Source organism: Sulfuricaulis sp., assembly GCF_049587675.1.
In the GTDB taxonomy this organism is placed as follows: Bacteria; Pseudomonadota; Gammaproteobacteria; order Acidiferrobacterales; family Sulfurifustaceae; genus Sulfuricaulis.
This window is the reverse complement of the sequence record NZ_JBAVEJ010000174.1, coordinates 1-4,155: the sequence shown is the minus strand read 5'-3', so window position 1 is coordinate 4,155 and position 4,155 is coordinate 1. Positions and strand designations below refer to the sequence as shown.

Sequence of the window (4,155 nt, the reverse complement as noted above, 5' to 3'; positions counted from 1 at the left end):
CACCTCAGCAACTGGAAATACTTGCGAGGCCCGCTAGTGCGGAAAGAAATTATCTCGTGGACAGGTCGTTGCTGCGAGGCGGTTACCTTCGTTTTATATCGCCCATTCGCATCAAATCCATCAACTCGGGTGGCTTGCTCAATTTCAGCCTGGATAATGAAAAAGCGGAAAATGTGAAGATTGTCGGGTACCTCGATCTCAGCATCGATTCCGACTACTACAAGGAACAACTGATCAGCAGCATGACCTCCGGCAGCCTGTTCATCGCGCTTTTGCTGATGATCGGGCTGATTTTCGGAACCCGGATCATTCGGCGGGCGCTGGCGCCGTTGACCGCGTTGCAGATCCCTCTTGCCCGGCTCGCCCGGGGAGAAACCAATGTCGAAGTTGAGCGGGCGAAAGACGCCGAAATCGCCGTCATCAGCGATGCGCTGAATATCACCATCCGCGCCCTAAAAGAACGGGACGAAACCCTGCGGAGAATGGCGGAGAGCGATCCGCTGACCGGGCTTGTGAACCGCAGTTATTTCGCGCGCATGCTGGAGGAAGAGATCGAATATGTCACACAAAACGGTATCGAGAGCGCTGTGTACTTCATCGATCTCGATAAGTTCAAGCAAGTCAATGACTCGCATGGACACGCCGCGGGAGATAGATTATTGATTCGCGTCGCCGAACTGCTGAAGTCCCAGGTGAGCGAGAAGGATGTGGTATCGCGCCTCGGCGGCGACGAGTTCACGGTGCTTGCCCGCGGTATCTCCCGCGAAGTCGCACTGAATCTGGCGAGTTCCTTCAACAAGGTTATGAGTGGATCGCGCGTCACCGAAGGCGAACATACTTTCAGCGTTAATTGCAGCATCGGTATCGCCATGGTCAGCCCCGGAAGACACACTCCCGATGAAATCATGTCGCATGCTGATACGGCCTGCTTCGCGTCCAAGTCACAAGGACGCAATTGCTTTCATATATACGAAGACCGCGATGAAAGTAAAACAGAAATCGCCGTGGATACCGGTTGGTTCAAGCGCATCCAAGAGGCCATTCGGGATGACCAGTTCGTGCTGGTATACCAGCCCATCATAGATAACGTTGACTCCGGCAAAGAATGCTATGAGGTGCTCCTGCGCATGCCGGGGCCTAAAGGCGAGCTGGTGTTGCCCTCGACTTTCCTGCCGGTGGCGCAGCGTTTCGGTCTGATGACGGACATAGACCGTTGGGTAATCGTACACGCCATGAAAGCGCTGGCAGACTTCCGTGCCGCTGGCCGCGAGATTATCTTCTCGATCAATTTGTCAGGACAGTCGCTGGAGGATAAGTCCCTGCTGCAACTGATCAAGGACCAGATGACGCTTAACCAGTTGCCGCCGGGTTGTGTGATTCTTGAAATCACCGAGCAATCGGCCTTGCGCCATCTGGAAAATGCGAAGCACCTTATTCAGGGGCTGCAAGCCACAGGCTGCCGCTTTGCACTGGATGATTTCGGTACCGGCTTCAGCTCGTTCGTCTATCTCAAGAATTTGCCAGTGGATTTCATCAAAATAGACGGTTCTTTCGTGAACAGCATGGCGCAGAATTCCATTGACGAGACAATGGTGCTTTCCATCATTCACATTGCCCGCTCGCTCGGCATGAAAACGATCGCCGAGTTCGTGCCAGACGAAAAAACCGTCACTATGCTCAAGGCATCCGGCGTGGATTACATGCAGGGATATTTCGTCGGGATGCCGTCGGAGCGGCTGCCGGTGAATCTGCGCTTATTGTCCAATACCAAGAAGAACGCGAGCTGAGTTCCCGCGGTCGCGGCGTCAGTTCTGCGTCTTGTCCTTTTTGATCATCGCGTAGGCCGAGTGGTTGTGGATGGATTCGAAATTCTCCGACTCCACCATGTAGGCGTCGATGCGGTCGTCCCGGTTCAGCACTGCCGCGACATCGCGAACCATGTCTTCGACAAACTTGGGATTGTCGTAGGCGTGTTCGGTGACGTATTTCTCATCCGGGCGTTTTAACAGCCCATAGAGCTCGCAGCTCGCCTGTTTTTCCACTAGATCAATCAGGTCTTCGACCCACACGAAGGTGTTGGTGCGCACGGTTAATGTCACGTGCGAACGCTGGTTGTGGGCGCCATACTGGGAAATTTCCTTGGAGCAGGGGCAGAGGCTGGTGACCGGCACCACCACCTTGATCGTCATCACGTCCTGCCCGTGGTGGATTTCGCCGATGAACGCGATCTGGTAATCCATCAGGCTCTTGACGCCGGAAACCGGCGCGACCTTGTTGATAAAATACGGGAAGCTCATTTCAATGTGACCGGTGTCGGCCTCAAGCCGCTTGCTCATGTCCGCCAGCATGTCCTTGAACGACTCGACGGAGATTTCCATGTCGTGACTGTTCAGAATCTCGACGAAGCGTGACATATGCGTGCCTTTGAAATTATGTGGCAACTCCACATACATGTTGAAACTCGCTATCGTGTGCTGCAGCCCCTGGGAACGATCCCGGACCACGACCGGGTGCCGGATTTCCTTGATTCCGACCTTGTCGATGGGGAGATGGCGCAGGTCCGGACTGTTCTGGACGTCGGCGATGATGTCGACGACTTCGGTTTTGTTTTTGAGTTTCATCACAGAATCTCTCTACTTAACGGCCGCCAATGATGAAGTAGTTGAGTGATTCGGTCAAGTTTAGGCGGTTTCCCGGTGTACGGGAGCTTCCGCCGGGGCATGACGCAGTATCGTACGCCGGATACCGGCGGCGTCCAATCCGCACTGCGCAAGTTGTTCGCGGTGGTCGCCGTGCTCGATGAAGCGGTCAGGGAGGCCAAGATTGACGACGCGCGTCGCGAGACCCGCGGCCATCAGGCATTCATTGACGGCACTCCCGGCCCCGCCGGCCACGACGTTTTCCTCGACCGTGACCAGCAGGTCGTGGTTGCGGGCCAGTTCCCGCACCAGTTCTTCGTCCAGCGGTTTCACGAAACGCATGTTGACCACGGTGGCGTTGAAGGCCGCGCCCGCTTCCAGCGCCGGTGCGAGCATGCTGCCGAAGGCGAGCAGGGCGATGCGCTTTCCTTCGCGCCGTATCTCGGCCTTGCCGATGGGGAGCGTCAGCAAGGCCGGATCGACGGCCGCGCCCGGCCCGGCGCCGCGCGGATAACGCACCGCGGCCGGGGCGTCAAGCTGAAAACCGGTGGCCAGCATCTGGCGGCATTCATTTTCATCGGCCGGCGCCATGACCGTCATGTTCGGCAGGCAGCGCAGGTAGGAAAAATCGTAACTGCCGGCATGCGTCGCCCCGTCTGCGCCCACCAGTCCCGCGCGGTCGATAGCCAGCAACACCGGCAGATTTTGCAAACAGATATCGTGGATCAGCTGATCGTATCCGCGCTGCAGGAAGGTGGAGTAAATCGCCACCACCGGCTTCATGCCGTCGCAGGCCAGCCCCGCGGCGAAGGTGAGCGCGTGTTGCTCGGCAATGCCGACGTCGAAATAGCGCGTCGGAAAACGCTCGGAGAATTGAACCAGCCCCGAGCCCTCGCGCATCGCCGGTGTGATGCCGACCAGGCGCACGTCGCGCGCGGCCATGTCGCACAACCATTCGCCGAACACCTGCGTGTAAGTTTTGCCCGATGGTTTTTTCTCCATCTTGCCGGTGGCGGGATCGAAGGGCGTGACGCCGTGATACACGCAGGGATCGCCCTCGGCCGGCTGGTAGCCCTTGCCCTTGCGTGTCACGACGTGAAGGAAACGCGGGCCCTTGCGGCTGCGCAGATTCCTGAGCATGCGGATCAGCGCATTCAGGTTATGTCCGTCCACGGGACCGAAATAGTTGAAGCCCAGCTCCTCGAACAGCGTACTCGGCATGACCATGCCCTTCATGTGCTCCTCCACGCGCTTGGCCAGCTCCCACATCGGCGGGATCGTGGACAGCACGGTCTTGGAGCCCTCGCGCATGTGGCTGTAGACCTTGCCCGAGAGAATGCGCGCCAGGTAATGCGACATCGCGCCGACGTTGGGCGAGATGGACATGTCGTTGTCGTTGAGAATCACCAGCAGGTTGGCGTCCATGTTGCCGGCGTTGTTGAGCGCCTCGAACGCCTGCCCGCCGGACAGTGCGCCGTCGCCGATGACCGCCAGCACCTGGCGCTCGGAGCCGGTG

Annotated in this window: 3 protein-coding genes; 1 reads left to right on the top strand and 2 read right to left on the bottom strand. The window is 57.9% G+C overall.

Going from position 1 to position 4,155, the window contains the following annotated elements; genetic code table 11:
- Window positions 1-1,787: putative bifunctional diguanylate cyclase/phosphodiesterase (locus WB402_RS08905; RefSeq protein ID WP_424207014.1), on the top strand; the 1,787-nt coding region annotated here is incomplete at its 5' end.
- 18 nt (window positions 1,788-1,805) lie between these two features.
- Here the strand turns inward: WB402_RS08905 and folE2 are convergent.
- Window positions 1,806-2,621, bottom strand: coding sequence for a GTP cyclohydrolase FolE2 (folE2, locus tag WB402_RS08900; RefSeq protein WP_424207012.1), 816 nt, complete (start codon window positions 2,619-2,621; stop codon window positions 1,806-1,808).
- A gap of 60 nt (window positions 2,622-2,681) precedes the next feature.
- On the bottom strand, window positions 2,682-4,155 hold a 1,474-nt coding region (gene dxs / locus WB402_RS08895), incomplete at its 5' end, for a 1-deoxy-D-xylulose-5-phosphate synthase (protein ID WP_424207010.1).